This is a genomic window from Paramagnetospirillum magneticum AMB-1 (assembly GCF_000009985.1).
In the GTDB taxonomy this organism is placed as follows: Bacteria; Pseudomonadota; Alphaproteobacteria; order Rhodospirillales; family Magnetospirillaceae; genus Phaeospirillum; species Phaeospirillum magneticum.
In genome coordinates, this window is record NC_007626.1 from 4,283,568 (window position 1) to 4,310,137 (window position 26,570).

General features: G+C 67.4%; 22 protein-coding genes and 1 tRNA gene. 11 read left to right on the forward strand and 12 right to left on the reverse strand.

The genetic code is table 11. From position 1 onward, the window contains the following. The first annotated feature begins 143 nt into the window (after positions 1 to 143). From AMB_RS19620 to AMB_RS19635, 4 genes are read left to right on the forward strand one after another with little or no spacing between them, the layout of a single operon-like run. Positions 144 to 3,677: a response regulator gene (locus tag AMB_RS19620; RefSeq protein ID WP_011386232.1), complete on the forward strand. Its 3,534-nt coding sequence runs from the start codon at positions 144 to 146 to the stop codon at positions 3,675 to 3,677. Beyond that, a complete protein-coding gene (locus AMB_RS19625; RefSeq protein WP_011386233.1) occupies positions 3,661 to 4,500 on the forward strand; it encodes a CheR family methyltransferase in 840 nt (279 codons plus the stop codon). The genes AMB_RS19620 and AMB_RS19625 overlap by 17 nt, the downstream gene beginning before the upstream one ends. Continuing rightward, positions 4,497 to 5,093: a chemotaxis protein CheB gene (locus AMB_RS19630; protein WP_011386234.1), complete on the forward strand. Its 597-nt coding sequence runs from the start codon at positions 4,497 to 4,499 to the stop codon at positions 5,091 to 5,093. Before AMB_RS19625 ends, AMB_RS19630 begins: the two co-directional genes overlap by 4 nt. After that, a complete protein-coding gene (locus AMB_RS19635; protein WP_011386235.1) occupies positions 5,090 to 6,634 on the forward strand; it encodes a sensor histidine kinase in 1,545 nt (514 codons plus the stop codon). The genes AMB_RS19630 and AMB_RS19635 overlap by 4 nt, the downstream gene beginning before the upstream one ends. 202 nt (positions 6,635 to 6,836) lie before the next feature. Here AMB_RS19635 and AMB_RS19640 read toward each other — a convergent pair whose 3' ends face one another. Genes AMB_RS19640 through nadA form a run of 5 tightly spaced genes read right to left on the reverse strand, consistent with a single transcriptional unit; the run spans position 6,837 to position 11,161 of the window. Continuing rightward, the gene (locus tag AMB_RS19640; RefSeq protein ID WP_011386236.1) at positions 6,837 to 7,262 is read right to left on the reverse strand and encodes a hypothetical protein; all 426 of its coding nucleotides are present in this window, start codon (positions 7,260 to 7,262) and stop codon (positions 6,837 to 6,839) included. Position 7,263: 1 nt separating this feature from the next. Beyond that, positions 7,264 to 7,650 carry a Crp/Fnr family transcriptional regulator gene (locus AMB_RS19645; RefSeq protein WP_011386237.1) on the reverse strand — a complete coding sequence of 129 codons (387 nt, stop codon included), beginning with the start codon at positions 7,648 to 7,650 and terminating at the stop codon, positions 7,264 to 7,266. Positions 7,651 to 7,667: 17 nt separating this feature from the next. Next, positions 7,668 to 9,287 carry an L-aspartate oxidase gene (gene nadB, locus AMB_RS19650; RefSeq protein ID WP_011386238.1) on the reverse strand — a complete coding sequence of 540 codons (1,620 nt, stop codon included), beginning with the start codon at positions 9,285 to 9,287 and terminating at the stop codon, positions 7,668 to 7,670. Position 9,288: 1 nt separating this feature from the next. Beyond that, positions 9,289 to 10,149, reverse strand: coding sequence for a carboxylating nicotinate-nucleotide diphosphorylase (gene nadC, locus AMB_RS19655; protein ID WP_011386239.1), 861 nt, complete (start codon positions 10,147 to 10,149; stop codon positions 9,289 to 9,291). Next, a complete protein-coding gene (gene nadA / locus AMB_RS19660; protein WP_011386240.1) occupies positions 10,139 to 11,161 on the reverse strand; it encodes a quinolinate synthase NadA in 1,023 nt (340 codons plus the stop codon). Before nadA ends, nadC begins: the two co-directional genes overlap by 11 nt. 211 nt (positions 11,162 to 11,372) lie before the next feature. On the opposite strand from nadA, the gene AMB_RS19665 reads away from it, so the two are divergent. Further along, a complete protein-coding gene (locus AMB_RS19665) occupies positions 11,373 to 11,795 on the forward strand; it encodes a response regulator (RefSeq protein WP_231848901.1) in 423 nt (140 codons plus the stop codon). Between the two features lie 3 nt (positions 11,796 to 11,798). Here AMB_RS19665 and AMB_RS19670 read toward each other — a convergent pair whose 3' ends face one another. Continuing rightward, the gene (locus AMB_RS19670; protein ID WP_011386242.1) at positions 11,799 to 14,408 is read right to left on the reverse strand and encodes a cation-translocating P-type ATPase; all 2,610 of its coding nucleotides are present in this window, start codon (positions 14,406 to 14,408) and stop codon (positions 11,799 to 11,801) included. After that, positions 14,395 to 15,054 (reverse strand): response regulator, encoded by a 660-nt coding sequence (locus AMB_RS19675; RefSeq protein ID WP_043745324.1) that lies wholly within the window; start codon positions 15,052 to 15,054, stop codon positions 14,395 to 14,397. Before AMB_RS19675 ends, AMB_RS19670 begins: the two co-directional genes overlap by 14 nt. A 198-nt stretch (positions 15,055 to 15,252) precedes the next feature. Between AMB_RS19675 and AMB_RS19680 the strand changes: the two genes are divergently transcribed. From AMB_RS19680 to AMB_RS19695, 4 genes are read left to right on the forward strand one after another with little or no spacing between them, the layout of a single operon-like run. Further along, positions 15,253 to 15,630, forward strand: coding sequence for a DUF952 domain-containing protein (locus AMB_RS19680; RefSeq protein ID WP_231848902.1), 378 nt, complete (start codon positions 15,253 to 15,255; stop codon positions 15,628 to 15,630). Between the two features lie 2 nt (positions 15,631 to 15,632). Beyond that, complete coding sequence (locus AMB_RS19685; protein WP_043745330.1) at positions 15,633 to 16,700, forward strand: quinone-dependent dihydroorotate dehydrogenase; 1,068 nt, start codon at positions 15,633 to 15,635, stop codon at positions 16,698 to 16,700. After that, on the forward strand, positions 16,697 to 17,563 hold the full coding sequence (locus tag AMB_RS19690; protein ID WP_011386245.1) for a TIGR01459 family HAD-type hydrolase: 867 nt from the start codon (positions 16,697 to 16,699) through the stop codon (positions 17,561 to 17,563). Before AMB_RS19685 ends, AMB_RS19690 begins: the two co-directional genes overlap by 4 nt. A gap of 10 nt (positions 17,564 to 17,573) precedes the next feature. Then, positions 17,574 to 18,587 (forward strand): NAD(P)/FAD-dependent oxidoreductase, encoded by a 1,014-nt coding sequence (locus tag AMB_RS19695; protein ID WP_011386246.1) that lies wholly within the window; start codon positions 17,574 to 17,576, stop codon positions 18,585 to 18,587. Here AMB_RS19695 and AMB_RS19700 read toward each other — a convergent pair. Next, a complete protein-coding gene (locus AMB_RS19700) occupies positions 18,584 to 19,870 on the reverse strand; it encodes a DUF2336 domain-containing protein (RefSeq protein WP_011386247.1) in 1,287 nt (428 codons plus the stop codon). The genes AMB_RS19695 and AMB_RS19700 overlap by 4 nt on opposite strands. Beyond that, the gene (locus AMB_RS19705; protein ID WP_231848903.1) at positions 19,867 to 21,489 is read right to left on the reverse strand and encodes a sensor domain-containing diguanylate cyclase; all 1,623 of its coding nucleotides are present in this window, start codon (positions 21,487 to 21,489) and stop codon (positions 19,867 to 19,869) included. Before AMB_RS19705 ends, AMB_RS19700 begins: the two co-directional genes overlap by 4 nt. Positions 21,490 to 21,661: 172 nt before the next feature. Between AMB_RS19705 and AMB_RS19710 the strand changes: the two genes are divergently transcribed. Beyond that, a complete protein-coding gene (locus tag AMB_RS19710; RefSeq protein WP_043745333.1) occupies positions 21,662 to 22,351 on the forward strand; it encodes a pyrimidine 5'-nucleotidase in 690 nt (229 codons plus the stop codon). 6 nt (positions 22,352 to 22,357) lie between these two features. On the opposite strand, the gene AMB_RS19715 is transcribed toward AMB_RS19710, so the two are convergent. Beyond that, positions 22,358 to 23,368, reverse strand: a complete 1,011-nt coding sequence (locus AMB_RS19715) for a LysM peptidoglycan-binding domain-containing protein (protein WP_011386250.1) — start codon at positions 23,366 to 23,368, stop codon at positions 22,358 to 22,360. Between the two features lie 143 nt (positions 23,369 to 23,511). Further along, on the reverse strand, positions 23,512 to 25,200 hold the full coding sequence (locus AMB_RS19720) for a methyl-accepting chemotaxis protein (RefSeq protein WP_043745336.1): 1,689 nt from the start codon (positions 25,198 to 25,200) through the stop codon (positions 23,512 to 23,514). Between the two features lie 257 nt (positions 25,201 to 25,457). Here AMB_RS19720 and AMB_RS19725 point away from each other — a divergent pair, with 257 nt between their 5' ends. Further along, positions 25,458 to 26,204 carry a hypothetical protein gene (locus AMB_RS19725; RefSeq protein ID WP_011386252.1) on the forward strand — a complete coding sequence of 249 codons (747 nt, stop codon included), beginning with the start codon at positions 25,458 to 25,460 and terminating at the stop codon, positions 26,202 to 26,204. Positions 26,205 to 26,451: 247 nt separating this feature from the next. Here AMB_RS19725 and AMB_RS19730 read toward each other — a convergent pair. Further along, positions 26,452 to 26,536 (reverse strand) — tRNA-Leu (locus tag AMB_RS19730). Positions 26,537 to 26,570 lie beyond the last annotated feature (34 nt).

Here is a 26,570-nt window from a genome sequence, read left to right on the forward strand (position 1 = left end):
GGACGATTAAGTCCGCCCATGTCACCGACGCAGATCTCAGGCTGCGCTCGGCCGGCGAGCCCTATTCCCTTTGCCGGCAGCCGCCGATATTGTAGGTCCATTGATTATGGTGGGGCTTGTCGTGGCCTCTAGAGGGGGGATCGGTGCGTTCATCCCAGGTCCGGATCGTTACCCGGCTGACTGCCGGCTTTGCCGCCGTCCTCCTGCTTACGGTGATCATGGCCGGCATGGCGGCACGGACCATGCTGAGCATCGCCGACCTGGCGGGGGAGCTTTACACCCATCCCTTCGCCGTCACCAACGCCCTGATGCAGATCGAATCGCAGGTCAACGCCATGCGCGCCGACATGCTGCTGATGATCTACAACCGGTCGGCCGCCGACGTGGCGCGGCTGTCGGGCAGCGTGGCCATCAAGGAAAGCGAGATGGCTGCCAGCCTGGAGGTCGTCCGGAAGCAATATCTGGGCAACCCCGAAGACGTAAAGCGCCTGAGCGACGAATTGGCCCAGTGGAAAGTGGTCCGTGACCAGAACATCCGTTTCTGCCAGGAAGGCGAGTACGACAAGGCCTCCGAGAATTCCCGGAAATACGGTTCGCCCCAGATCGTCATCCTGCGCCGCCATATAGCCGGTATATACGCCTTCGCCCAGGACAAGGCCGCCGAGTTCAGAAACAGGATCACCGCACAGCGTGATCAGGCCGTCCGCGACATCGCGCTGACATTGCTGGCACTGCTGATCCTGGGGACCTTGCTGGCCCGGACCATTACCCGCTCCATCGTCATTCCCCTGGGCGAATTGCGCGACGTCATGCACCGCCTGGCCAAGGGGGAACTTGACGCCCACGTTCCCAACCAGTCGCGGGTGACCGAGGTCAGCCGCATGGCCTTGGCCGTCGAGGTGTTCAAGCAGGCGGCGCTCCGCCTGGAACGGGACCGCTGGATCAAGGACAACCTGGCCCGGCTGTCGCCCGCCTTGCAGCAGACCGATTCCATCGCCGAGTTCGGCACCACGGCCCTCGACTTCCTGGTGCCGCTGTCGGGAGCCGGCGTGGCCACTTTCAACGCCAGAACGGGCGGCAACCGGTTTATGCGCGTGGCCGGCTGGGGCATGCCCCGGGCGTCCGAGACGCTCGGCCTGGACTCCTTTGCCCCCGGCGAAGGGGTGGCCGGCGAGGCGGCCCGGAGTGGATCGCCCATTCTCATCGAGGCACCGCCGGAATCCTGGCTGCACGTCACCTCGGCCACCGGGGCCGCGGCGCCCGCCGCCATCTTCGTCATGCCGGTGATGTCGCGCGGCACCGCCCTGGCGGTGCTGGAATTCGCCAGCTTCACCGCGTTCGACGACAGCCAGAAAGCGCTGCTCGAAGCGGCTCTGCCCATGCTGGCCCTCAACATCGAGATTCTCGAGCGCAACCTCCGCACCCTAGACCTGCTGGAGGAAAGCCAGACCCAGGCGGAAGAACTGAAGGCGTCCGAGGAAGAGCTGCGCGCCCAGGGCGAGGCTCTGCAGGTGGCCAACGAGGAATTGCGTGTCTCGGAGGAGGAACTCAAGGTCCAGCAGGAAGCCCTGCAAACGGCCAACGAAGAGCTTCGCCTCAAATCCGAGGCCCTGGAGGAGCGCGGCAAGGCGCTGGAGGACGCCCGCGCCGAGGCCGACCGCCGCGCCCTCGATGTGGAACAGGCCAGTCGATACAAGTCGGAATTCCTGGCCAATATGAGCCACGAACTGCGCACGCCGCTGAACAGCGTCCTGATCCTGGCCCGCGATCTCGCCGACAACGACACAGGCAACATGTCCGACGATCAGGTGGAATCCGCCCGCGTCATCCACGAAAGCGGCACACACCTGCTGGCCCTGATCAACGACGTCCTCGACCTGTCCAAGGTGGAGGCCGGCAAGATGACCCTGGACCCGGTCACCATCGCCATCGCCGATCTGGTCCAGGTCATCCGGGGACGCTTCGCCCCCGTTGCCACCGACAAGGGATTGGGCTTCCAGGTGGAAGTCGACCCCGACCTGCCCCGCTCCCTGAAGGCCGATCGCGGCAAGATCGAGCAGATCGCCAACAATCTGGTCAGCAACGCCATCAAGTTCACCAGCGAGGGCGGCGTCACCGTCCGCCTGTCGCTGACCGGCGACGGCCATGTGCTGGCCCTGTCGGTGGCCGATACCGGTATCGGCATCGCCCCCCAGGACCGCCAAAGGGTGTTCGCCGCCTTCGAGCAGGCCGACAGCGGGACGTCGCGCCAGTTCGGCGGCACGGGCCTTGGCCTGACCATTTCGCGCAAGCTGGCCCGGCTGATGGGCGGCGACATCACCCTGGATGCCAATGGTGACAAGGGTAGTGTCTTCACGCTGCTGTTGCCCCTGGCGGGCACCACGCAATTGCCGGCGCCCCGCTGCGCCCCCGAACCGCGACCCGCGTCGGCCCGGCCTTCGCCCCCTGCGGCGGAGGCCATCGAGGAAACTCCCAAGGCCGAAGGCAAACTGCTGCTGGTGATCGAGGACGATCCCATTTTCCGCCGGGTAGTCTGCGACATGGCCCAGGCCAAGGGCTTTGCGACCGCCACCGCCGGCGACGGCAAGACTGGGCTGGAACTGGCCCGGCTGCGCCGGCCCAGCGGCGTCGTGCTCGATATCGGGCTGCCCGACATGAGCGGCTGGGAGGTGATCGAGGCCCTCAAGCTCCAGCCCGAGACCCGCGATATCCCGGTCCACGTCATGTCCGCCGGGGACGAGCCGGGCCGGGCGGCGAGGCTGGGAACCGTCGGCCATCTGACCAAGCCGGTCAGCCGCGAGCAGATCAACGGCGCCTTCGAAGTGCTGCTGCGGGCCCGAAGGGCCGATGGCCGCCGCCGCCTGCTGCTGGTTGATGGTGACGAGGCCAGCCGCGCCACCATCGGGGAGACCCTGGTCGGTCTTGACCTGGACATCACCGTGGCCGAAACGGGACAGGTGGCCCTCGAGCATTTGGCCGCCGGCCCCTTCGACTGCATGGTGCTCGACCTCGCCCTGTCGGACATGGCGGGAGGCGAATTCCTGGAGCGGGCAGAACGGATCGGTTCGGGCCTGCCGCCGGTGATCGTCTATTCCAGCCAGGAGCTGAGCCAAGACCAGACCCTGCGCATCCGCGAATTCACCGACAGCATCGTCATCAAGGGCTCACGCTCCTCCGAACGCCTGCTCGACGAGGTGGGGCTGTTCCTCCATGCGGTGGATGCGAAGAAGAGCGGCAAGGCCAAGCCGTCGCCCGTCGCCGCCGAACCGGTGGACGCCATCCTGGCCGGGCGCACCGCGCTGCTGGTGGATGACGACATGCGCAACGCCTTCGCCCTGTCCAAGGTGCTGCGCGCCAGGGGGCTGAAGGTTCTGATCGCCCAGGACGGCGCCAAGGCGCTGAGCCAGCTTCAGTCCCGCGCCGACGTGGACCTGGTGCTGATGGACATCATGATGCCCGGCATGGACGGCTACCAGACCATGGGCGAAATCCGCAAGGACCCGCGCTTTGCTCACCTGCCCATCATCGCGCTGACCGCCAAGGCCATGGCCGGCGACCGTGACCGCTGCCTGGCGGCCGGAGCCGACGACTACCTGACCAAGCCGGTGGATGTGGAGCGCCTGCGGCAGGTCATGGCCCTCCTGATCCGCAGAGGCGATCATGCCCAGCCATCCTGACCGGCTTAAGATCCTTGAGGTCGATCTGTTCGTCGAGGCCCTGGCCCGCCGCCACGGCTATGATTTCAGCCATTACGCCAAGGCGTCGCTGCGGCGGCGCGTCTCCGCCCTGGCGCTCCATCTGGGCAGCCCCACCATCGCCGACCTGCTGCCACGCGTGCTCTACGACGACAGCCTGCTGCCCACCATCCTCTCGACCCTGTCGGTCCCGGTCACCGAGATGTTCCGCGACCCGCCGGTCTTTCGCGCCATCGCCGAGCGGATCCTGCCGGTGCTGGCCACCTATCCCCGCCTGAACATCTGGCAGGCCGGGTCGGCCACCGGCGAGGAGGCCTATTCCCTGGCCATTCTGCTGGACGAGGCCGGGCTGCTGCAAAAGGCGCAGATCTACGCCACCGACATCAACGACACCGCCATCGCCAAAGCCGAGGAAGGGATCATGTCGGCCGAGCAGGTCGCCCGCTACGACGTCTCCTATCGCAAGGCCGGCGGCACCAAGACCCTGTCCCATTACTTCAGCCAGGGCTATGGCTTCGCCAAGATCAGCAGCGGCATCAAGGACCACATCTCGTTCGCCCATCACAATCTGGTGTCCGATGGAGTCTTCTGCGAGGTCAGCATGGTCATGTGCCGCAACGTGCTCATCTACTTCGACAAGGCGTTGCAGGACCACGTATTGGGCTTGTTCGCCTCGTCCCTGTCGCGGGGCGGCTTTTTGTGCCTAGGCACCCGCGAGAACCTGGGCGGATCGGCCGAGGCGCACCAGTTCCTGTCCCTCGACCGGGAGTTGCGCCTGTTCAAGAAGATCGGAGAGCGGGGGTGAAACGGATCGACGCCGTCGCCATCGGATGTTCGGCGGGAGGGATCGCCGCCCTGCACGATATTCTTCCCGGACTGCCCGCCGACCTGTCAGTGCCGGTGATCGTCGTCTGCCATTCCGGCCCCTCGGTCCATGACCTGCTGAGTTCGGTGCTGCGCCGCGACTGCCTCCTGCCCGTAACCGAAGCCGAGGAGAGGACCCCCGCCCATCCCGGCCACGTCCACGTGGCACCGCCCGACTACCATCTTCTGGTAGAGCCCGACGGCACCTTCTCGCTGTCCGCTGAAGAGCGCATCAACAATGTCCGGCCCGCCATCGATCCCCTGCTGGAATCGGCGGCGGACACCTGGGGCGACGGATTGCTGGCGGTATTGCTGACCGGTGCCAACGAGGACGGCGCCGCGGGCATGGCCGCAGTCAAGGCGGCCGGTGGCTTCTGCATCGTCCAGGACCCCACGGGAGCCGTGGCCGAAACCATGCCGCGCGCCGCCATCGCCGCCGGGGGCGCCGACTGGATCGCGCCGCTGGACCGCATCGCCTTCCTGATCTCCTCGCTCTGCCAGCCACCGCCCTCCTGCCAGGAGCGCACCTCATGACCGCGACCCGGCCCAAGATTCTGATCGTCGACGACACTCAGGCCAATCTGCTGGCCCTGCGCAAGATCCTCAACAAGCTCCACGTGGAGGTGATCGAGGCCGCCAGCGGCAACGACGCCCTGATCCACTGCCTGGAGCATGATTTCGCCCTGGCCCTGCTGGACGTCAACATGCCCGGCATGGACGGCTACGAGCTGGCCGAGTTGATGCGGGGCGAGCCGCGCACCGCCCAGGTGCCCATCATCTTCGTCACCGCCGCCTATTCCGACGATGTCCATCGTCATCGCGGCTATGACGTGGGCGCGGTGGAATACATTCAAAAGCCCATCGACGACTTCGTCCTGCGGTCCAAGGTGAGGGTCTTCCTCGATCTCTACACCAGCCGCCGGGCGCTGGAGATCGAGTTGGCGCGTAGCACCGCCATGACCCAGGTGCTGCGCGAAAGCGAGGCCCGGCTGCGCCATGCCGTATCCGAAGCGCCCATTCCCATCATGATTCACGCCGAAGACGGCGCCGTGGTGCTGCTCAGCCGGGTGTGGTGCGAGTTGACCGGCTACACCCCCGAAGACATTCCCACCGTGCGCGACTGGGCGGTTCGGGCCTATGGCGACCGGGGCGAGGAGATCGCCGAACGCATCAAGCGGCATTACGGCATGGAAGGCGCCCGCGCCGAGGGCGAGCACGAGGTGATCACCGCCACCGGCGACGTCCGCGTCTGGGATTTCCGCTCGGCCCCCATCGAGGCCCTGCCCGACGGACGGCGGCTGGTCATCAGCATGGCGGTGGATGTCACCGACCGCCATCGCGTCCAGGAGGAACTGGCCGGCAAGACCGCCGAACTGGAGCGCTCCAACGCCGATCTCGAGCAATTCGCCTATGTGGCCAGCCATGACCTGCGCGAGCCCCTGCGCATGGTCAATTCCTTCCTGGGCCTGCTGGACAAGAAATTCGGGGCCGGGCTGCCGGACGATGCCCGCGAATACATCGGCTATGCCCGCGACGGGGCGAAGCGTATGGATTCGCTGATCCTCGACCTGCTGGAATACTCGCGCATCGGCCGCAAGCCGCCACCGGACCAGCCCATCGACATGCGGATGGCGCTGGACACCGCCCTGTCCAATCTGACCGTGGCCGTCGAGGAAAGCGGCGCCACCATCAACACCCCGGACAGCCTGCCCGCCCTTTGCGTCGATTCCGGCGAATTCGTCCGCTTGTTCCAGAACCTGATCGGCAACGCCATCAAGTACCGCTCGCCCGAGCGCGCGCCGGTGGTTTCACTGTCCACCAGGCTCAAGGGCAATGCCTGGGAATTCCGCATCGCCGACAACGGTATCGGCATCGAGCCCCAGTATTTCGACCGGGTCTTCCAGATCTTCCAACGCCTGCATTCGCGGGTCGAAGCGGCGGGAACCGGCATCGGCCTGGCCATCTGCAAGCGGGTGGTCACTCGCTATCGCGGCCGCATCTGGGTCGAATCGGTGCCGGGCGAAGGCTCGACCTTCTGCTTCACCATTCCGGTGGCCAAGCCGGCGACATCGTAGTCTTGACGGTCTGCGACAAAGCCCGCTTCGCGGCAGGGCTACCGCCCTGACCCGTTCGGAGGCACGGCCTCCGAACCTCCAGCTTTTCAAAAAGCAGAAGGGTTCGGGAAGCTGTGCTTCCCGGTTGGGGGGATCGGGGGCAAACGCCCCCGAAGCGACGTTTTTTCAGCAGCCTGTCAAACCGGGCAGCCGTGGGCGTCCCTCAGCGGAACAGCATCTTGGAGATCAGGACTTCCCGGGTCTGTTCGCAACCGGGTTCCTTGCGCACCAGTTCGAGCATGGTGGCCTTGATCATGGGGGCCGGATTGCTGCTCATGTATTCCTCGTAGGGAATGCCGTTCAGCACCTTGCGCATCTTGTCCGAGATGGCCTTCTCGGACACCTTGGCCTCCTCGGGGACCAGCATCAGCAGATCCACGGTGGACAGGTGGAAATTGCCGTAGGAATCCCACAGCTCCAGCGCGATGGTGGGAATGCGGACGTAGCGCTCGCCCTTGGAGGGAATGGGCAGCGGCGCACCCTTGCCCTCCTTCTTCTTATCCTCCTTCTTCTTCTCCTCGGCCAAGGCGAGGGAGGGAGCGAGGCCCGCGGCAAGGGCCGCGACAAGAAAGCGGCGCCGGTCGATCATTCTAGTCTCCATCGTGGGAGAGGATGACGGTGGCCTCGGCCAGTTCGGCGCCCATGGCGCGGATGTTGCCCAGCAGGGCGTTGACGATGACCTTGACGCCCTTGGGGGCCTTGTCCAACTGCTCGGACAGGCGGTCCTTGCCGATGATCACGCAGGCGGTCTCCTCCTCGGCCACCGCCGAGGCCATGCGCGGATGATCGTCGATCAGCGCCATCTCGCCGAAGATGCCGCCCTGGGTGACGTCGCCGATATTGACCCGCTTGCCCTTGATGGTCTTGAACACCGAGACGCGGCCCGATTCCACCACATAGGCGGTGGTGCCCGGCTCGCCCTCGGCGAAGACGGTGGCGCCCTTGGGGAAAACGACGCGGCGGGCGGAGTTGTTCATGGGCGGCCTCTGGCGTTTCAGTCGACGCGGCGGATGGAGAAGTTCTTGGGCACCAGGATGGTGTTCTGGGGCGGCGCGATGGTGTCGGGCGCCGGGAAATCGATGGTGAAGTGCAGCCCCCGGCTTTCGCGCCGGGCCAGGGCCGAACGGATGATCAGATCGGCCACCATGGACAGGTTGCGCAGCTCCAGCAGGTCGGAGGTGACGCGGAAGCTGCCGTAATACTCGTCGATTTCGTCCTTCAGCAGCCGGACCCGGTGCCGCGCCCGCTCCAGGCGCTTGGTGGAGCGCACGATGCCCACATAGTCCCACATGAAGCGGCGCAACTCGTCCCAGTTATGGGCGACCACCACCTCTTCGTCGGAATCGGTGACCCAGGTCTCGTCCCAGGGCGCGATCTCGGGAATATCCGACAGGGTGCCGATTCGGGCCGCGATGTCGCGGGCCGCCGCGGCGCCCAGCACCAGGCATTCCAGCAGGGAATTGGAGGCCATGCGGTTGGCGCCGTGCAGGCCGGTGAAGGCCACCTCGCCCACCGCGTAAAGATTGTCCACGTCGGTGCGCCCGGCCAGATCGGTGAGCACGCCGCCACAGGTGTAATGGGCGGCCGGCACCACCGGCAGCGGCTCCTTGGTCATGTCGATGCCGAACTTCAGCGCCTCGGCATGGACCGTGGGAAAGTGGGCCTTCACGAACTCGGCCGGCTTGTGGCTGATGTCGAGATAGACGCACTCGCAGCCCAGGCGCTTCATCACGTCGTCGATGGCCCGCGCCACGATGTCGCGCGGCGCCAGTTCACCCCTGGGATCGTAATCGTCCATGAAGCGGGTGCCGTCGGGACGCAGCAGCAGGCCGCCCTCGCCCCGCACCGCCTCGGTCACCAGGAAGGACTTGGCCTTGGGGTGAAACAGGCAGGTGGGGTGAAACTGGCTGAATTCCATGTTGGCGACACGGCAGCCGGCGCGCCAGGCCATGGCGATGCCGTCGCCCGTGGAGCCGTCGGGATTGGAGGAATAGAGATAGACGCGGCTTGCGCCGCCGGTGGCCAGCACCACATTGCGGGCGGCGAAGCGATGGACCCGACCGTCGCGGCGGTCCAGGGCGTAGGCGCCGATGCAGCGCCCCAGGCGCCCCTGGGGCAGCTTCTCGCGGATCAGATCGACGGCATTGTGATGCTCGAACAGATCGGCGCCGCTTTCCCGGATGCGGCTTTCCAGCGCGTCTTCCACCGCCTTGCCGGTGGCGTCGGCGGAATGGACGATGCGACGGTGGGAGTGGCCGCCCTCGCGGGTAAGGTGAAGCTCGCCCGCCTCGCGGTCAAAGGCCACTCCATTGGCCACCAGCCATTCGATGGCCTCCCTGGCGCCTTCCACCACGGCCCGCACCGCCGATTCGACGCAGATGCCCGCCCCGGCCACCAGGGTGTCGGCGATGTGGGATTCGGTGGAATCGGCGGCGTCCAGCACCGCGGCGATGCCGCCCTGGGCATAGCGGGTGCTGCCCTCGGACAGGACGGTCTTGGCCAGCACCCCCACCCGGGCCTTGGGATTGGCCGCCAGCACGCCCAGCGCCACCGAGAGGCCGGCGGCCCCCGAGCCGATGACCAGCAGATCGTAAGGATTCGCCGCCTTGCTCATCTCAGCTCCAGTCCAGCCCGATATCGACCGCCGGGGCCGATTGGGTGATGCGTCCCACCGAGACGAAGTCGACTCCGGTCTCGGCGATGGCGCGGATGGTGTCCAGCGTCACGCCGCCCGACGCCTCGGTCTTGGCCCGTCCGGCCACGATGGCCACCGCCCGGCGCAGCACGTCGGGGCCCATATTGTCCAGCAGCACGATGTCGGCCCCGGCCTCCACCGCCTCGGCCACCTGTTCCAGGGTGTCGCATTCGGCTTCGATATTGGGGCGGCCCTCGGCCTTGGCGCGGCGCACCGCCTCGCCCACCCCGCCGCACACGGCGATGTGGTTGTCCTTGATCAGCACGCCGTCATAAAGGCCCATGCGGTGGTTCTTGGCGCCGCCGCACCGCGTAGCGTATTTGGACAGGCGCCGCAGGCCCGGAATGGTCTTCCTGGTATCGAGCAGGGTGCAGCCTGTGCCCTGGATGCGCTTGGCATACTGACTGGTCAGTGTGGCGATGCCCGACAGCAATTGCAGCAGGTTCAGCGCCGTGCGCTCGGCGGTCAGCAGGCCACGGGCCGGGCCCTCCATCTCGGCCAGCACCGTGCCGGCCTCCACCGTGTCGCCATCGGCCACGCGGGCTGTGAAGCGGGCTTCGGGCACCACCAGGCGAAAGACCTCCTGGGCCACCGGCATGCCGGCCACCACCATGGTATGGCGCGCCGCCATGATTCCGGTGAAGCGCAGATCGGCAGGGATCACCGAGGCCGAGGTGATGTCCTCGCCTTCGCCGCCCTTGTCCGCCCCCGTGTCCTCGGCCAGCGCGGCGAGGATGACCCGCCGCGCGTCGTCCCAGTCAAGCTCCGCCTCAGGCCGCATTGGGCTTGTCTCCGGACATGGGGACCGACTTGCTCATCTCCAGCATGCGCTCCAGCGGCTTCAGGGCCGCGACGCGCAGATCCTCGGGCACGGTGATGGCGGGGGCGTCGTTCTTCAGGCAGAGATAGATCTTCTCCAGGGTGTTCCTGGCCATGAACGGGCAGTTGGAGCACGAACAGCCGCCATCGGCGCCGGGGGCCGGAATGAAGGTCTTGTCGGGCGCCGCCTTGCTCATCTGATGGATGATGTGCTGCTCGGTGGCGATGATGAATTCCTTGGCCGAGCTGGCCAGCACGAAATCCAGGATGTTGCGGGTCGAGCCCACATGGTCGGCATGGTTCAGGATGCTGTCCGGGCATTCCGGATGCGCCGCCACCAGGGCCTTGGGATGGCGAACCTTCAGCTTGACCAGCTCCTTCTCGGAGAATTGCTCGTGGATGATGCAGCTGCCCGGCCACAGCGTCATGTCGCGCCCGGTCTTCTTCTGCATATAGGCGCCCAGATGGCGGTCGGGCGCGAACAGGATGGGGCGGTCGGCGGGCAGTTGGCTAATGATCGCCTCGGCATTGGACGAGGTGACGATCACGTCGGACAGCGCCTTCACCTCGGCCGAGCAGTTGATGTAGGTGACCGCGATATGGTCGGGGTGCTTTTCCCGGAAAGCGCGGAACGGCTCGGGGCGACAGGATTCCTCCAGCGAGCAGCCGGCTTCGGAATCGGGGATCACCACCAGCTTGGACGGCGACAGTATCTTGGCCACCTCGCCCATGAAGCGCACGCCGCAGAACACGATCATGTCCGCATCGGTGGCCGCCGCCTTGCGCGACAGGTCGAGCGAATCGCCGACGAAGTCCGCCAGGTCCTGAATCTCGCCCTCTTGGTAGTAATGGGCCAGAATCACCGCGTTGCGCTCCTTGCGCAGGCGGTCGATCTCGGCGACCAGATCGAGGGTCGGGTCGATGTCGGCTTCGGTCATGGCGCCGGGCGCGGGCAAAACAATGGTGTCGGTCATCGGTCTGGGCTCTCTCCCGGGGGACGGATTCCCCCGCTTCACTAAGGGGGAAGTAAAGGACGAATCGCGGGGGCAAAGCAACCCTTCACCCACCCCGACAGGCAGTTCGCCCCCCACCAGCGTTGTGTATAGGGCGTTATGACCACCGCGTGCTTCACTTGGACACTGATCACGAGCATCATGGATATGGGATGACGGATTGGATTTCAGCATGATGACGTCAGAAGGACGGACTCCGCAGGTGCCCGACGCAACCGCTTTGCCGCCGCTGGTGGTCGTCATCGAAGACGAGGCCATCGTGCTGGCCGGCTATCAGATGCTGTTCGAAAGCTGGGGCTATCGCGTCATCGCCGCCCAATCGGCGGACGAGGCCGTCTCGCTGGTCGAGGAGGAGGGCGAGGCCCCCGGCTTCATCCTGTCGGATTTCCGCCTGCGCGACGGCCAGACCGGCACCGAGGCGATCAGCATGCTGCGCCGCTCGTTCGGCCAGGGCATCCCCGGCGCCGTGGTGACCGGCGACACCACCGTCACCGGTGAGGGCCTGAAGGAGGCCGAGGCCGAGGGCACCCCCATCCTGCACAAGCCGGTCAACGGCCGCCAGCTTCAGGACATCCTGTCCCGCTCGCTGGGCTGAGCGTCACGACAGCCGCCGGACCAGCTTCCGCAACTCCTCCAGCACCAGCACCGAGGCCCCCAGGGCCGCGGCGATTCCCCACTCCGCCGGATCGAGATCCGTGGTGTGGAACAGGGCCTGGGCCGGCGCCCAGTGGACCGCCACCACCTGCAGCGCCACGATGCCGGCCAGGGCGCCCCACAGCTTGGCATTGGCCAGGGCGGCGCGGCCGAAGGCGCTTTCCGCCCCCACTCGGGCATTGAACACGTTGAACACCTGGAACAGCACGAAGGTGGTGAAGGCCATGGTGCGGGCCCGGACCATGTCCCCGCCGCCGCCCTCCCACCACAGCACTCCCAGGGTCCCCAGCGCCATCGCCACGCCGAAGCTGAACAGGCGAAGCAGGCGGGACAGCGGCAGAATCGAAGCGTTCTGCGGCCGGGGCGGCTGATCCATCAATCCGCGCCGGGCGGGATCGAAGGCCAGGGCCATGGCGGGCGGCCCATCCATGATGATGTTGACCCACAGGATCTGGATGGGACTGAACGGCACCGGCAGGCCGCAAAGCGGGGCCAGCAGCACCGCCAGCAGGGCGCCCATGTTGGTGGACAACTGGAAGCGCACGAACTTGACGATGTTGTCGGTGATGATGCGGCCTTCGCGCACCGCGCCGACCACGGTGGAGAAATCGTCGCCGGTCAGGACCATGGCGGCGGCCTCCCGCGTCACGTCCGAGCCGGTCCGCCCCATGGCCACCCCGATATGGGCGGTGCGCAAGGCCGCCGCGTCGTTGACTCCGTCGCCGGTCATGGCGGTGACATGGCCGCAGGCCTTCAGCGCCCGCACGATACGCACCTTGTGCTCGGGCGTGACCCGGGCGAAGACCGCGATGGCCTCCACCCGCCGGGCCAGTTCGACATCGCTCAGGCCATCCAGCTCGCCGCCGTCGACCGCCTCGCCATCCAGGCCCAGTTGGCGGGCCACCGCCGCCGCCGTCACCCGGTGGTCGCCGGTGATCATCTTCACCATGATTCCGGCGGCGCGGCAGGTGGCGATGGCATCGGCGGCGCCGGGGCGCGGCGGATCGGCCAGCCCGACCAGGGCATGCAGGACCAGCCCGCCCAGGCCGGCGCCAAGGTCCTCGTCCGGTTGGGCCGGGCGCGACGCCAGGGCGATGACCCGCAATGCCCGCCCGCCCATCCGCTCCATCTCGGCGGCCAGGACCCGGCGCTGCTCGGCGTCCAGGGGCCGGGCTCCGTCTTCGGTCAGCACAGTGTCGCACAGTTCCAGCACCCGGTCGGGCGCCCCCTTGACCGACAGACGGCAGGTCTCGCCATCGCCGTCCAGGGTAGCCATCAGCTTGGACGCCGAGCTGAACGGCACCTCCGCCAGCCGTCGCCAGCGTCCGGGGGGCGGCAAGGCTCCCGCCCGCTCGGCCAGCCGCAGCAGGGCCACCTCGGTGGGATCGCCCACCGGCTCGCCGGTGGCGGCGTTGAACCGGGCCTCGGTGCACAGCCCCGCCGGAGCCAGCCCCCATTCCAGACCGACCGGTCGGTCATCACCGGCAAAGCCGTGGCTTCGCCCCAGCGCCCAGCCCTCCAGGGCGGTCATCCGCCCCAGGGTCAGGGTGCCGGTCTTGTCGGAACAGATGACACTGGTGGAGCCCAGGGTTTCCACTGCCGCCAGCCGCCGGACCACCGCGCCCTTGGCCGCCATGCGCACCATGCCCAGCGCCAGGGTGACGGTGACCACGGCGGGCAGGCCTTCGGGAATGGCGGCCACCGCCAGGGCGACGGCGGTCAGAACCATTCGGCCCAGGGGCTCGCCCGCCAGCAGGCCCTGGACCAGGACGAAACCCACCACGATTGCGGCGATCAGCGCCAGCCGCCGGCCCAACTGGTCGAGCCGCTGCTGCAACGGGGTCGGCCCGTCCTCGGCGGCGTCGAGCAGGGCGGCGACCTTGCCCATTTCCGACAGGCGTCCCGTGCCGGTCACCGCCATCTCGGCCCGGCCCCGGGTGATCACCGAGTTCATGAACAGCATGTTGACGCGCTCGGCCAGGGGCGTGTCGTCGCGGTCAAGCGCGCCGGTGATCTTGGCCACCGGCTCGGACTCGCCGGTCAGCGCCGCCTCGTCGGCCTCCACGTCCTGACCGTCCACCAGCCGTCCGTCGGCGGGCACCCGGTCGCCGGCCTTGAGCAGCACCAGGTCGCCGGGCACCAGACCCTCGGCGGCGATGACCGCCTCGCCCGCGGCGCGCCGCACCCGCGCCTTCTGGGCCAGCATGGCCTTGAGCGCGCCCAGCATGCGTCCGGCCCGGCGCTCCTGGGCGTAACCAAGAAAGGCGTTGAACAGGGTCACCGCCAGCACCACCACCATGTCGGAGGTGTCGCCCACCAGCCCGGCCAGCACGCCGGCGGCCAGCAGCATCAGGGTCAGCAGATTGCGGAATTGATCAAGAAAAACCGCCCAGGCCGGCCTGGGCGGTTTTTCTGGAAGGCGGTTCAGCCCGCATCGCCCGCGGCGGGCCAGGATCTCGGCCTCGGCCAGCCCCTCGGTTCCGCATCCGAGACGGGCGCGAACCGCGTCCGCACCAAGCCGGTGCCAGACGGGCTCGCCGTCAGAGTGCGGCATCGGGGGCGGTCAGCCCCAGATGGGAGGCGGCAACCACCGCACGGGTCCGGTTGTTGACGTTGAGCGCCTTCAAGATGGCGGTCACGTGCAGCTTGACCGTTCCCTCGGCCAGTTCCAGCACGCGAGCGATTTCCTTGTTGGACTTGCCCTGGCCCAGCAGGGCCAGCACTTCGCGCTGACGCGGCGTCAGCGAGGCGATGGCCGATTCGCCGGCCACCGGCGCCCCGTCATCGCCGCCCGGACCACCCTGCTCCAGCAGGGCCGGCGGCAGGTAGACGCCACCCGACAGCACCAGCTTCAGGGCCGACAGCATGACCCGCGAGGACGAGGTCTTGGGGATGAAGCCAGCGGCTCCCATATTGACCGCCTGCAGCACATGGCGGCGGTCGTCGGAGGCCGACAGCACGATCAGCGGCACCGTCGACGGCAGCAATTCCTTCAGCTTGGCCAGCCCCTCGGTCCACGCCATGCCAGGCATGGTCAGGTCGAGCAGAACGATGTCGATGTCCTTCTCGCTCTGGACAGCGGCGATGGCCTGAGGAAAGTCACAGGCCTCGATGATCGTGGGCGGCCCTTCGAACTGATCCAGGACATGGCGGAGCCCGTCACGAAACAGTTCATGGTCATCGGCGATAAGAATCTTCATCTCGTCCCCACCATGCATCTCCCGGCATCTAAAGCGCCACCACCCATCTGCGACATGGTCGCAAGAATAAGGCGCCACCGCCACGAAAAAAAACGCAACGCACCACGACTTTTGCCGCAAGTCGGAAAGCATTGGACCGCGACGGTCCCTAGCCTTCACGCCTGACTTCCAGTATGGTCCGCCGCCATGAGCACGCCCATGACCATCTATCATGTATGCCGTCGGACCGAGTGGCAATATGCCCAGACGACAGGGGTATATAGCGGTTCGTCCCAGGACGAGGCCGACGGCTTTATCCATTTCTCCGGCCCGGCCCAGGTGAAGGCCAGCGTCGCCAAGCATCGTGCCGGACAGGACGGGCTGGTGATCGTTGCCGTGGCGCCGCAGCCGCTGGGCGCCGCCCTGAAGTGGGAAGCGTCGCGCGGCGGCCAGTTGTTTCCCCATCTATACGGCCCCCTGCCGCTCTCGGCGGTAAAGTGGGTGGCCGACCTCCCCCTGGGCCCCGACGGCGCCCACGTCTTCCCAGCCTCCCTGGACGCGGACGGCGTCCAGGCTCGCCCTTCCATCGAGGACTGACCTTGAACTACTTCCGCCTCGCCGGACCGCTGGTCCGCCTGCTCGACGCCGAGATCGCCCATGGCTTGACCATCGGCCTATTGAAGGCCGGTCTGGTGCCGCGGCAACCGACCTTCAACCCCGAGGCGCTGAAGGTCCGGCTGTGGGGCCGCGACTTCGCCAATCCGGTGGGGCTGGCCGCCGGGTTCGACAAGAATGCCGAGGTGCCCGACGCCATGCTGGCCCAGGGCTTCGGCTTCGTGGAGATCGGCTCGGTGACGCCCCGGCCGCAGCCGGGCAATCCCAAGCCCCGCATGTTCCGCCTGCCCGAGGACCGGGCGGTGATCAACCGCATGGGCTTCAACAACCAGGGCCTGGAGGCGGTGGCCGCCCGTCTGGCGGCGCGGCCGCGCACCGGCATCGTCGGCGCCAATCTCGGCAAGAACAAGGATACCGAGGACGCCGCCGCCGATTACGAGAAGGGCGCCGCCCGGCTGGCGCCGCTGTCCGACTATCTGGTGATCAACGTCTCGTCGCCCAACACCCCCGGCCTGCGCGCCCTGCAGGGCCGCGACCAGCTGGAATCCCTGGTGGGCCGCACCCGGGCCGCCCTGACTGCGGCCATGCCGTCCGGGGCGCCGCCGCTGCTGCTGAAGATCGCCCCCGATCTGGCCTGGGAGGACCTGTCCGACATCGCCGCCGTGGCGCTGGAGGGGGCCTTGGACGGATTGATCGTCTCCAACACCACCGTGGCGCGGCCCGAATCGCTCCGCTCGGCCAATGCGGGCCAGACCGGCGGCCTGTCGGGCGCGCCGCTGTTCGAATCCTCCACCGCCATGCTGCGCCGGGTCTACGAGCTGACCCGGGGCAAGCTGCCCATCATCGGCGTCGGCGGCATCGCCTCGGGGTCCGAGGCCTATGCCAAGATCCGGGCCGGCGCCTCGCTGGTCCAGGTCTATTCCGCCATGGTCTACGAAGGCCCCGCCCTGATCACCCGCATCAAGCACGAGATGGTCGACCTGCTGGCCCGCGACGGCTTCAAATCCATCGCCGAGGCGGTGGGTGCTGACCATCGGGGCCAGGGATTGTGATTCCGCTGATTTCCGGCCTGTCGGCCGTCGCCGGCCGCTATGACGGCTTCGTGCTCGACCTGTGGGGCGTCATCCACGACGGCGTCGTCGCCTATCCCGGCGTGGCCGAGACCCTGACCGCCCTGCGGGCGGCGGGCAAGCGCACCATCATGCTGTCGAATGCTCCGCGAAGGGCTACCGCCCTGATCGAGCAGCTGACCCGGCTGGGCATCGGACGCGACCTCTATGACGAGGTACTGTCCTCGGGCGAGGCGGTGCATCTGGACCTGGAGCGCCGCAGCGATCCCATCTTCGCCGCCCTAGGGAGCAAACTCTACCACCTGGGGCCGGAGCGCGACCGCAACGTCTATGAATCCTTGCCTTACCGGTCGGTCGACCTTGAAAGTGCCGATTTCGTCCTCAATACCGGCCCGGTGGAGGTGACGGAAACCGTCGCCGATTACCAGGCGGTGCTGGACCGCGCCCTGGCGCGGCGGCTGCCCATGGTCTGCGCCAATCCCGACCACGTGGTCATCCGCCAGGGCAAGCGCATCACCTGCGCCGGCGCCATCGCCGACCGTTACGCCGACATGGGCGGACAGGTGGTGCAGCGGGGCAAGCCCGACCCAGCCATCTACGAGGTGGCGCTGGCCGCCCTGGGCATCGCCGACCGGACGCGGGTCTGCGCCGTGGGCGACGCCCTGCACACCGACGTCAGGGGCGCCCGGGCCGGAGGCATCGACGCGGTGCTGGTCACCGGCGGCATCCACGCCGACGAGCTGGGCATCAAATGGGGCGAGACCGCCGACCCGGCCCGCCTGGCCGAGCTGGCCCGCCACCACGGCGAGACGCCGGTCGCCGCGCTTCCGAAATTCATCTGGTAAGGAGATTCCCATGGCCCAGCACGAAACCGATGCGGTAATCGTCGGCGCCGGCCCGGTGGGGCTGTTCGCGGTATTCCAGTGCGGCATGGTCAAGGTGCGCTGCCACGTGGTCGACGCCCTGGAAGCCGTCGGCGGCCAGCTCTCCGCGCTGTACCCGGAAAAGCCCATCTACGATATTCCCGGCCATCCCTCCATCCTGGCGGCCGATCTGGTGGAGCGCCTGTCCGAGCAGGCGGCGCCCTTCGCCCCCACCTATCATTTCGGCACCCAGGTCAGCACGCTTTCTCGCCTGGACGACGGGCGGTGGCTGTGCGGCCTGTCCAACGGCGACAGCATCGCGGCCCGCGCCGTGATCATCTGCGCCGGCGGCGGCGCCTTCGGCCCCAACCGCCCGCCCCTGGATGGGCTGGAGCAGTTCGAGGGCACCGGCGTGTTCTACCTGGTGCGCAAGCGCGAGGATTTCCGCGGCAAGAAGGTGGTGATCGCCGGCGGCGGCGATTCGGCGGTGGACTGGGCCATCTCGCTGTCCGAGGTGGCGGCCAAGGTCATGGTGGTCCATCGGCGGCCGAAGTTCCGCGCCGCCCCCGAATCCGAGGCGCGTCTCAAGCAACTGGCCGAAACCGGCGCGGTGGAGCTGGTGGTGCCCTACCAGTTGCACGGCCTGGAGGGCGAGAACGGCACGCTGTCGGCGGTGGTGGTCGCCACCCTGGAGGGCGAAACCAAGAGCCTGCCGGCCGATGTGCTGCTGCCGTTCTACGGCCTGTCCAGCGATCTCGGCCCCATCGCCCAGTGGAATCTGGGCATGGACCGCAACCTGATCGCCGTCGACCCGGCCACCGGCGCCACCGATGCGCCCGGCATCTACGCGGCGGGCGACATCTGCACCTATCCCGGCAAGCTGAAGCTGATTCTGTCGGGCTTCGCCGAGGCCGCCCGAGTCGCCCATTCGGCCCACGACGTGGTCCATCCCGGCGAGGCCCTGCATTTCGAGCACTCGACCACCTCGGGCGTACCGAAGGGTTAGTCCCCCGCCCCGAAGAACTCCAGCTGCCATTCCATCTCGGCGGCGGACAGGGGGTGGTCGCCCCGCGTGGGGGCCAGGATCTTGGAGGGCGACAGGCGCAGCAGCTTGCTCTGAAGCTGGGCGCCGAAGCCGGCGGACAGGCCGGCTTTCCAGGTGACCGCCACCATGCCCTTGGCGCTCTTGGTGTAGACCACCTTGCGCACCGCCTTGGGCGGCAGCCCCGACAGCACCGCCAAACCCGCCGACACGAAGGCGTAATCCCCCGACGACAGGGCGGTATCCATGGCGGTCTCGGTCAACTGCCCAGCGGCGTGCAGGGCGCGGGCCCGCTGGAGGGCGGCGGCCTCGTCGGCGTCGCGCTTGGCCTCGCCCTTGGCGCCGCCGGCATCGTCCTCGATCTCGCCGATGCGGCGCGACACCACCGCGGCCACGGCGGCGATGGCGTCGGCATCCAGGTCGCGGCGCTCGGACAGGGTCTGGAGCAGGCTGGCCGCGACGAAGCGGGCCAGTTTCTGCGCCGTCCGGGCGGAAAGCTGCGGCCGCTCGATCATGGGACGGTGCCAGGCCTCGATATCGGCGGCGCGGTCAGCCAGACGGTCCAGGGTCTCTTCCCGGATCTGGGCGGAAGGATTGCCCAGCAGCACGGCGATGGCGTCCACGTCGTCGGTGGCGGCAATGGCGTCGGCCACCTTGACGTTGACCACCGAGCGCCGCGAGATGCAGGCCAGGGCACCGGGAATGGGACCGGCACCGATGATCTCCAGCAGATCCTCGTCGGTCAGCACCGGCGAGAATTGCAGCACCGGCCCGGCCACCACCAGTTCGGCATCGCGGGCCAGGCGGCGAATCACGTCGGGCGGGGCATGGGCCACGTCCTGCAGCGCCTCGGACAGAATCTGGCGCACCTTGGGAATCTGGTCGCGGGCCAGCATCTCCAGGGATTCGAAGGTCATGCGGCGCAGGCGGTCCTGCTCGTGGGCGGACAGGCCGGGGGCCACCCGGGCAATCTTGGCGGCCAGATCGCCGCGCACCGCGTCGCTCTGATCGGCGGCGAGGCGCAGATTGGCCTGGGCGGGGGCGTGGGGATTGGCGGCCACCTGGCGGCGCACCTCCACATCCGCGTCCTCGGCCAGGAAGTAGAGGATCTCGGCCTTGACGTCATCGCGGGCCGCCAGTTCGGCGCGCACCTTGGAATCGGGATGGGCGGCCAGTTCCTTGGCCTGCTCGTAGTCCAGCGGTCCCTTGCGCCCGGCGCCGAACAAGCGCTTGAGAAAGCCGGTCACGCGGCGCCTCCGTCCTCGGCGGCCGGCGCGATGCGCCAAGCACCCTTGCCGCTGCGCTTGACCTCGTACATGGCCTTGTCGGCGCGGGCGATCAGGTCTTCCAGCGCCTCGTTGTAGCTGCCGCCATGCACCGCCACGCCGAGGGAACATCCCAATGGCTTTTCCGGCGAGCCGGAGAAGCGATCCAGATCCTTGGCCGCCTCCAGCACGTCCTGGCAGCGCTTGACGGCGATGTGCTCCTCGGCGGCTTCCAGCCAGATGGCGAATTCGTCGCCGCCCAGGCGCGCCACCAGATCGATGGGCCGCGTGTGCTGCAACAGCAGGTCGCGCACCGCCAGCAGGGCCTCGTCGCCGGTCTGGTGGCCGTGGACGTCGTTGACCGCCTTGAAGTTGTCGAGATCCACATAGATCAGGGCCGCCGGCTTGCCCTCGCGCTTCAGGCGGTGGAAGCGCCGGGCGATCTCCTCGAAGAAGGCGCGGCGGTTGAACAGCCCGGTCAGGCCGTCGGTGCGCGACAGCTTGACCATGCGCTCGTGGTTGGTGATCTGCTCGGAAGCCAGACCCACCTGGTTGGCCACGTCGTCGATGAGCAGGCGGTCGTCGTCGCTCCAGGCGGCGCGGCTCATCTCCCGCCACAGCAGCACGGCGCCGTTGATGGAGTGGCGATAGCGGCAGACGCTGGCCAGCACCCGCCAGTCGCCCAGGTCGGCGTCGTAATGGTCGCTGGCCTCGAAGGTGTCGAGCACCGGACGGGCATCGCCGAAGGTGCCGTATTCGGCCGATGGCGCGAAATCGGAATCGTCGGACTGGATGCGGAAGATCTGGCAGCCGGTGGCGCCCAGCGCCCGGGCGGTGGCCTCGGCCGCCGCCTTCAGCATGTCGGCCGGGTCCACCTCGTCGCGGATGGTGCGCACGATGTAGCTGAGCAGGCGTTCGCGGTTGTTGGCGCGCGACAGCGCCGCGTCGCGCAGCCGCTCCTGGGTCACGTCGCGGCAGACCCCGCGGGCGCCGCGCCACTCGCCGCCATCGCCCCGGATGGGCGTGGACGAGGCCAGAAGGCAGAGCGGATTGCCGTCGGACTGGCGCATCCATACCTCGATGTCCTCCACCGGCGACACCGCGTCGAAGGGGCCGGGGCCGTGGGTGCTTTCCTCCTGCAGCACGAAGTCGGCGGGACGGCGCCCCACCAGTTCGTCGGCGGCGAAACCCAGGGCGCCCTTGGGGCTGACGAAGACGAAATGGCCGTCGGCGCCGGTCTCCCAGGCGAAATCGCTGGAAATCTCCACCAGGTCCTTGTAGCGCTGGCGCGATTCCACCAGGGCGGCCCGCAGGTTGCGCTCCAGGGTCACGTCGCGGCCGAACAGCACGGTCTGGCCGCCTTCGGTGGGAATGGACACCAGATCGAGAATCAGGGTGCCGCCGCTGACCAGCGGCAGACTCTCCACCGAGGTGGCACCGGGCTGGGCCAGCAGGGCCGAAAGGCAGCCGAGCCGGTCCTGCGCCACCGCCTGGACCAGCGGCTCGGCCCGGTGATTGGCGGCCAGGATGGAACCATCATGGTCGAGCAGCAATGCGGGGCCGGGAAAGGCGTTCAACCCCTCGGCCCCCAAGACCAGCATGGGCCGCCCTCCTTGCGGGGACTTCGCCCTGGATTTTTCCCCTGATGTGCTCATTGAGTGCGGATCCGGCCCATCCTGTCGTCCTTAGTTCCTACCATAGGCATAGGCGCTTAACGATCCCCTAAAGGGGGGTGCTTGCCACGGAGGCCGGGGCGCGCTACCTCTTGTGGCCATGGACAAGGATTTTCCCGACCTGTCGCGTATCGAGACCTGGGTCTTCGACCTGGACAACACGCTGTATCCGGCGTCGTCCAGCCTGTTCCCCCAGATCGACGTGCGCATGCGCCGCTTCATCGCCGACCGCCTGCATCTGTCCCTGGACGATGCCTATGCCCTGCAGAAACGCTATTACAAGGAATTCGGCACCACGTTGCGCGGCCTGATGCTGGTCCACAAGATCGAGCCCGAGGCCTTTCTCAGCTTCGTCCACGACATCGACTGCACGGTGCTGGACGCCGCCCCCCGGCTGGACGCGGCGCTGGCCGCCCTGTCCGGGCGCAAGCTGATCTTCACCAACGGCTCGGAGCGCCACGCCGAGAACGTGCTGGCCCGCCTGGGGCTGGCCCGGCATTTCGAAGGCATCTTCGACATCAGGGCCGCCCGCTTCATCCCCAAGCCGCAGCCGGAATGCTACCGGCTGATGATCGACCGCCATGGGGTCGACCCTCATGCCGCCCTGATGGTCGAGGATATTCACCGCAACCTGCGGCCCGCCGCCGATATCGGCATGACCACCCTGTGGGTCAAGGAGGACGGCCACCCCGATACCGAGGTGCTGGGTCAGGATGCGGGCGACCTGTCGCATGTCCACCACATCACCGACGACCTCGCCGCCTGGCTGGAACTGGCGGCGAGGCCTTAGGGTACTTCAGCAGTTCCACACCACGTAGCCCTGGGTGGTCACCCCATGGTTGGCCAGGACCTGCTGGGCATCGGGATACAGGCTGGCGGTGACGATGCTGGGAATGACCGCGGCCCGGGCCTTGGCGTATTGCGCCCAGGTCACCGTGGTTCCCGAGGTGATCTGGTAGTCGTTGGCGGTCTCGTCGCCGTTGGTGTAGAGCTGCGGCGACAGGAAGTCGATATTGGCGTCCTGGAAGAACGCCGCCATCAGGGTGTCGGCATCGCCGATGCCGTAGGGGGCGGTGTGGCTGACCGTGACCAGAACCAGAAAGCCGTTGGCCTTGGCCAGGGCGAAGGCCCCCTGGAACGCCGAGGCCAGCCCGCTGTCGCCATTCTCGATGTCGTAGGCGATGCCGCCATAGGCGGCGAATTGCCCGCCGGTGATGGCCGCGTTGATCTTGTCCAGATCCTGGGCGGTGAACCGCCCATTGTCGTTGCCGCCCCCCAGGGTGATGTATTTGACGCCCTCCAGCCCGCTCAGGGCCGCCGCGCTGTCGGCAAGCGCCGAGGCCGGATCGGCCCAGCCGCTGAAGGCCAGTCCCAGGGTGGCACCCGACGGAGGCACGCACGCCCCCCAGGTCCGGCGCCAATAGCCGATATTGGGCGCCGGAACCGGCTCGGGCTGCGGCTGGGCGGCGGCGGGAATGCTGATCACCATGCCGACCTGCAGGCTGGCGGCGGGCACGCCGGGATTGGCGCCTTCGATATCTTGCGCGGTCACGCCGGCGCAGGCGTTGATATTGGTCGCGATCTGCCAGTAGGAATCACCCGGCTGGACCACGTAGCGCAACGCCACCGCACCGGTGGACGGGGTGGGAATATTGATGGTCTGCCCGACCAGCAGCCCCGACGCGGAAATCCCGGGATTGGCCGTTTCGATCTGGCTGGCGCTGACGCCGGCACACGCATTGATGTTGGCGGAGATCTGCCAATACGAGTCACCCGCCTGAACCGTGTATTTAAGAGCAATTGACATTGCATGCACATCCTTTTCGGGATTTTTTCACCGAAATACAGTGCTTGCAATATTACTTACAGACAACATCATCTTATAATTGCCGAAGCCGGCAAGAAATGAAGCCCGGCGGGACCGCATCCCCGGCCGGGCTCCGCCGCTCGTCAGCCTTGAACGGTGCGGACCCCTTCCAGGAAGCGGTCGACGACGTCCTTAAGCTCGGTGGCCTCGCGCGACAACGACTGAGCCGCCGACAGCACCTGCACCGCCGCGGCGTCAGTCTCGGCGGCGGTGGCCGACACGCCCCCCACATTGGCCGAGACCTGCCTCGTGCCCTGGGAGGCCTGATCCACGTTGCGGGCGATTTCGGCGGTGGCGGCGGATTGCTCTTCCACCGCCGCCGAAATGGCGGTGGCGATGTGGTTGATCTCCTCGATCCGTCCAACGATGCTGCCGATGGCGGCCACCGCCTCCCGGGTGGCGGTCTGCACGGCACCGACCTGGGTCGAGATCTCCTCGGTGGCCTTGCCGGTCTGGTTGGCCAGGGCCTTTACCTCGCCCGCCACCACGGCGAAGCCCTTGCCCGCCTCGCCCGCCCGGGCCGCCTCGATGGTGGCGTTCAGCGCCAGCAGATTGGTCTGGGCGGCGATGTCGTTGATCAGGCTGACCACGTCGCCGATGCGGGTGGAGCTGGCCGCCAATCCCTGGACGATGGTGTTGGTCTGGCGGGCCTCGTCCGAGGCCTGCTGGGCGGCGGTGCTGGACTGGGCCACCTGACGGGCGATCTCGGCGATGGAGGCGGACAGCTCCTCGGCGGCGGTAGCCACCGTCTCGACGCTGCTGGAGGCCTCCTCGGCCGCCGCCGCCACGGCCGTGGCCTTGTCCTGCGTCTGCTCGGCGATGGTCTGCATGCCCTGGGCGGTGGCGTGCAACTCGGTCGCCGCCCCCGACACCACCTCAAGGACGCCCGAAACCGTGCGGTCGAAATCCCGCGCCAGGGAATCCATGGCCCGGCCGCGCTCCACCCGCTCGGTCAATTCAGCCTCATGCTCGGCGGTCAGGCGCTCGGTCTCCACCATGGCGTCGCGGAACACCGCCAGGGACGAGGCCATCCGGCCGATTTCGTTGGTCAGCCCCACCCCGGGAATATGTACGCCGTAATCGCGCTGCCGCAGCTTGTCCATGGCCGCCGCCATGGCATCGATGGGCGCGGCGATGGTGCGCTTGCCGATCAGGGAGGCCATGGCGCCGATCAGCCCGATGCCGGCCACGGTGATCAGGATGCTGAGGCGCAGCTTGGCGCTGCGCACCCGGTCCATGTTGGCCGCGGTCTCGGCAATGTCCTTGTTGTTGATGTCGGCGAACGCCTGGGTCAGCTTGTTGAGCTCCTGCCGGGACTTGCGGTTGACGTCGTTGTCGCCGAATTCACGGCCGGCGGGACCGCCCTCGGCTCGTCCGATGCGGACCAGCTCCTTGCGGAATCCGGCGAACTGGGCGGCGCTTTCCTTCAGCTTGGCATAGTCGGCCTGCTGCGACGGCGGCACCATGGCGCCCCATTCGGCGATATTGCGCTCGAACCGCCCGATGGTCTCCAGCAGGGGGGTGGCGAATTTTTCCACCTCGGCCGGCGATTGCGCCATGTAGATGCCGCGCGAATCCATGACGATGGAAAGGATCAGGGCGTTGGTGCGCTCGCCGATGATGGCGCGGGCCGCCGCCTTCTCGATCTCGCCGGACTGTTCGTCCAGGGCCTCCATGCCGGTGATGCCCACGCCGCCGATCACCACGGCCAGCAGGCTCATCATCCCCACCACCAGCCACATCTTCAGAGAGACGGTCCAATTCGACAGCATGTTCGGCCCCCACCGCATGAACCAGATCGAAAGACCTAACATACACTTTACTTATTGCCAGACCATACGGGGGAAACCCGCAGCAAACCAAAGCAATACCCTGAGGCGACCACCTCCCCGAAACAGTCTGGAAATAGGGCTGACCGCGATCAAAGGTTCCGTCATAGTTTGGCGACGACGGCCTGGATACTACCTGGAGGAATGCTGGCACCACCGGTGCCCAGGGCCGACATCCTAAGTCTTGAGAGGAGAGCGCAGTGCCCGTTTGGATTGAGACAAGCTGGATGTATCAGCGATTCGGCGATCAAGTGAAGACCAGAAGCAGTGACAGCAAAAGCTGGAAGACAGGCATATGGGAGGAGAACACATGGAGCCCGGACTATGACGCGCTCCGGTCCTCCCTGATCAAGCTCCAGGAATACTGCAACGACAACCAGTTTCAGATCATGTCCGTGCTTCCCCTCACCGAGGCGCACTCATACGAATTCGGGCAGGGCGAGTTCGTTCTTTGGCCGGGAAATGCCTCGGCCGGCGGCTGGGGGGTGGGCCAGGGATGGGGCGTTTCGCAAGTGGTGGGCTTCGCCGCGCTGCTTCAGAAGGTCGAAGACGTCTCGCAGGAAGAGTTCGACCGCCGCACCGCCGAAAAGAAACGCCAGAAGGACATCGAGCGCCGCAACCTCGAGGCAAAAAAATTAAGCGCCGACATCGAGACATCCATCGAAGAAATGCGCGACCTGGAACGAGACGCCGCCGATCTGCGACGCAAGGTCGGCCAGCCCGTAACCCAGAAGACCGGCCTCCTTGGCGGCATCAAGTTCATCGTCGACGGACGCGACTTCAAGAGCGAAGCCGAGGCCGTCGACTATCGCAATCAAATGGCCGCCAAGGCGGACGCCCTGGAATCGTCGATCCTGACGATGAAACAGAACATCGAGGAGAGCCGGCTGAAAATCAAAAATCTGCAAGCCGGTCCAGACGCCGCGAACACCTTGGACAAGCCATGAACCGGCGATGAGATACCGCCTGCTCCTCGTCGACGAGCCCCCCCCCCCCCGGGGACGATCACCACTGGTGGGTCGCCCGCTCCGTCGAGGCTGCGGTCGGATGCGTGGAGGAACACGGCGCCCCCGACTTCGTCAGTTTCGGCAACGACCTCGGCGAAGGCGTTCCCGAAGGGCCGCGCGGCAGACTAAAGGCCGTCCGAAGGGAGGCGGACGCAGAATCCTGATTGCCGCGCCTCGTCCCAACCAGTGGTGGCCCCTGCCGGAATCGAACCGGCACGCCCGAAGGCGAGCGATTTTAAGTCGCTTGCGTCTACCAGTTCCGCCAAGGGGCCTTGGGGGAAGTCCGCACCCGTTCGAGGCGGTGCC

Excerpts from the sequence above, each read along its gene's own strand:
- AMB_RS19705 (WP_231848903.1), bottom strand. The coding sequence starts at position 21,489 with ATGCTGGTCTTGGGGGCCGAGGGGTTGAACGCCTTTCCCGGCCCCGCA.
- AMB_RS19670 (WP_011386242.1), bottom strand. The coding sequence starts at position 14,408 with ATGCCGCACTCTGACGGCGAGCCCGTCTGGCACCGGCTTGGTGCGGAC.
- AMB_RS19645 (WP_011386237.1), bottom strand. The coding sequence starts at position 7,650 with ATGAACAACTCCGCCCGCCGCGTCGTTTTCCCCAAGGGCGCCACCGTC.
- AMB_RS19680 (WP_231848902.1), top strand. The coding sequence starts at position 15,253 with ATGACCATCTATCATGTATGCCGTCGGACCGAGTGGCAATATGCCCAG.
- nadC (WP_011386239.1), bottom strand. The coding sequence starts at position 10,149 with ATGCGGCCTGAGGCGGAGCTTGACTGGGACGACGCGCGGCGGGTCATC.
- AMB_RS19720 (WP_043745336.1), bottom strand. The coding sequence starts at position 25,200 with ATGCTGTCGAATTGGACCGTCTCTCTGAAGATGTGGCTGGTGGTGGGG.
- AMB_RS19665 (WP_231848901.1), top strand. The coding sequence starts at position 11,373 with ATGATGACGTCAGAAGGACGGACTCCGCAGGTGCCCGACGCAACCGCT.
- AMB_RS19695 (WP_011386246.1), top strand. The coding sequence starts at position 17,574 with ATGGCCCAGCACGAAACCGATGCGGTAATCGTCGGCGCCGGCCCGGTG.
- AMB_RS19715 (WP_011386250.1), bottom strand. The coding sequence starts at position 23,368 with ATGTCAATTGCTCTTAAATACACGGTTCAGGCGGGTGACTCGTATTGG.
- AMB_RS19640 (WP_011386236.1), bottom strand. The coding sequence starts at position 7,262 with ATGATCGACCGGCGCCGCTTTCTTGTCGCGGCCCTTGCCGCGGGCCTC.
- AMB_RS19675 (WP_043745324.1), bottom strand. The coding sequence starts at position 15,054 with ATGAAGATTCTTATCGCCGATGACCATGAACTGTTTCGTGACGGGCTC.
- nadB (WP_011386238.1), bottom strand. The coding sequence starts at position 9,287 with ATGAGCAAGGCGGCGAATCCTTACGATCTGCTGGTCATCGGCTCGGGG.
- AMB_RS19625 (WP_011386233.1), top strand. The coding sequence starts at position 3,661 with ATGCCCAGCCATCCTGACCGGCTTAAGATCCTTGAGGTCGATCTGTTC.
- AMB_RS19635 (WP_011386235.1), top strand. The coding sequence starts at position 5,090 with ATGACCGCGACCCGGCCCAAGATTCTGATCGTCGACGACACTCAGGCC.
- nadA (WP_011386240.1), bottom strand. The coding sequence starts at position 11,161 with ATGACCGACACCATTGTTTTGCCCGCGCCCGGCGCCATGACCGAAGCC.
- AMB_RS19710 (WP_043745333.1), top strand. The coding sequence starts at position 21,662 with ATGGACAAGGATTTTCCCGACCTGTCGCGTATCGAGACCTGGGTCTTC.